This window comes from Streptomyces sp. N35, from assembly GCF_016464295.1.
Taxonomy (GTDB): domain Bacteria; phylum Actinomycetota; class Actinomycetes; order Streptomycetales; family Streptomycetaceae; genus Streptomyces.
Window position 1 is genome coordinate 42,055 of record NZ_JAEIMH010000014.1, and the last position, 1,696, is coordinate 43,750.

Here is a 1,696-nt window from a genome sequence, read left to right on the forward strand (position 1 = left end):
GGGGCGGCGCCCCCCCCCGGGGGGCCGCGGCCGCGGGCCCCGCCGGGATGGGCGGCGGTCGTGGTCTGCGGAGGGCCTCTCCGTCCGGTGAGGGCCGCTCCGCGGGGGATTCGGGGCTCGACGGACCGCGGATGCACCAATTCAGGCCACACGAGGGTGCATCCGTACGTCTGCGGCGCGGGGAAGGCTGGGTGTGACCGCTTCGACCCTCGTCACCGACTGGCGGCCACCCGCCCCGAAGCTCTCCTGAAGGATCGCGCTCATGACCGTGTCGGTCGTCCTGTTCACCTGCGACCTCCGCCTGCACGACCACCCGCCGCTGCACGCCGCCCTGGACCGGTCGCGCGAGGTGGTGCCGCTGTTCGTACGCGACCGTGCCGTGGACGCGGCCGGATTCGCCGCGCCCAACCGGCTCGCGTTCCTGGCGGACTGCCTGGCCGACCTCGACGCGGGGCTGCGCGAGCGAGGCGGCCGGCTGGTGCTGCGGTCGGGGGACCTCGCGGACGAGGTGGCCAAGGTGGTGACCGAAGCCGGCGCGGAGGAGGTGCACCTGGCGGCCGATCACAGCGCGCACGCCCGTCGCCGGGAGGAGCAACTGGGCGCCCTTCTCGAGACGTTGGGGTGCCGCCTGACCGTGCACGACACCGTCAGCACCGTGGTGGCCCCCGGCACGGTGACCCCGGCCTCGTCGGACCACTTCGCGGTCTTCACCCCGTACCACCGGCACTGGGCACAGCAGCCGATGCGCACCCCGCTGCCGGCTCCGCGCACGGTGCGGGTGCCCGAAGGCGTGGGCTCGGAGCCCCTTCCCGTACGCGGATACATCACCGGTGTCTCACCCGCGCTCGCGGCCGGCGGCGAGTGGCCGGCCCGCGAGCAGCTCGGCGCGTGGCTGCGCAGTGGCCTGGGGGAGTACGAGGACGGCCACGACGACCTCGGCGGGGACCGTACGTCGCGGCTCTCGCCCCACCTGCACTTCGGCACGCTGTCCCCGGTCGAATGCGTCCAGCGGGCGCTGCGCAAAGGCGGAGCGGGCGCCGAGGCCTTCGTACGACAGCTGGCCTGGCGCGACTTCCACCGGCAGGTCCTCGCCGCCCGCCCCGACGCGGCCCAGCGGAACTACCGCTCCCAGCACGATCGTTGGCGCACCTCGGCATCGGCCCGTCGGGACTTCGAGGCGTGGAAGGAGGGCCGCACCGGATATCCCGTCGTCGACGCGGCCATGCGGCAGCTGCGCCACGAAGGCTGGATGCACAACCGCGGCCGCCTGCTCACCGCGAGCTTCCTCAGCAAGACCCTGTACGTGGACTGGCGCGTCGGCGCCGAGTACTTCCTGTCGCTCCTCGTCGACGGGGACGTGGCCAACAATCAGCTCAACTGGCAGTGGATGGCCGGAACCGGCACCGACTCGCGCCCCAACCGCGTCCTCAATCCGGTGACCCAGGCCAAGCGCTACGACCCGGACGGTGTCTACACGCGCCGCTGGGTGCCGGAACTGGCGGACGTCGCGGCCCCGTTCGTGCACGAGCCGTGGAAACTCCAAGGACTCGAACGTGCCGCGATCGACGACTACCCCGACCCCATCGTGGATCTGGCGGACGGATTGGCCCGGTTCAAGCGAGGCCCCGGGGGGGGGGGGGGGGCGGCGCCCCCCCCCCCCCGGGGCGGGGGGTGGCCCGCGGGGGGGGCGGGGGGG

At 74.1% G+C, this 1,696-nt stretch carries 1 protein-coding gene; it reads left to right on the forward strand.

Features of this window, described 5'->3' with window-relative positions:
• Positions 1–262: 262 nt before the first annotated feature.
• Positions 263–1,696 (forward strand): deoxyribodipyrimidine photo-lyase (locus tag JAO81_RS10660; RefSeq protein WP_199547538.1); only part of this gene is annotated, 1,434 nt, incomplete at its 3' end.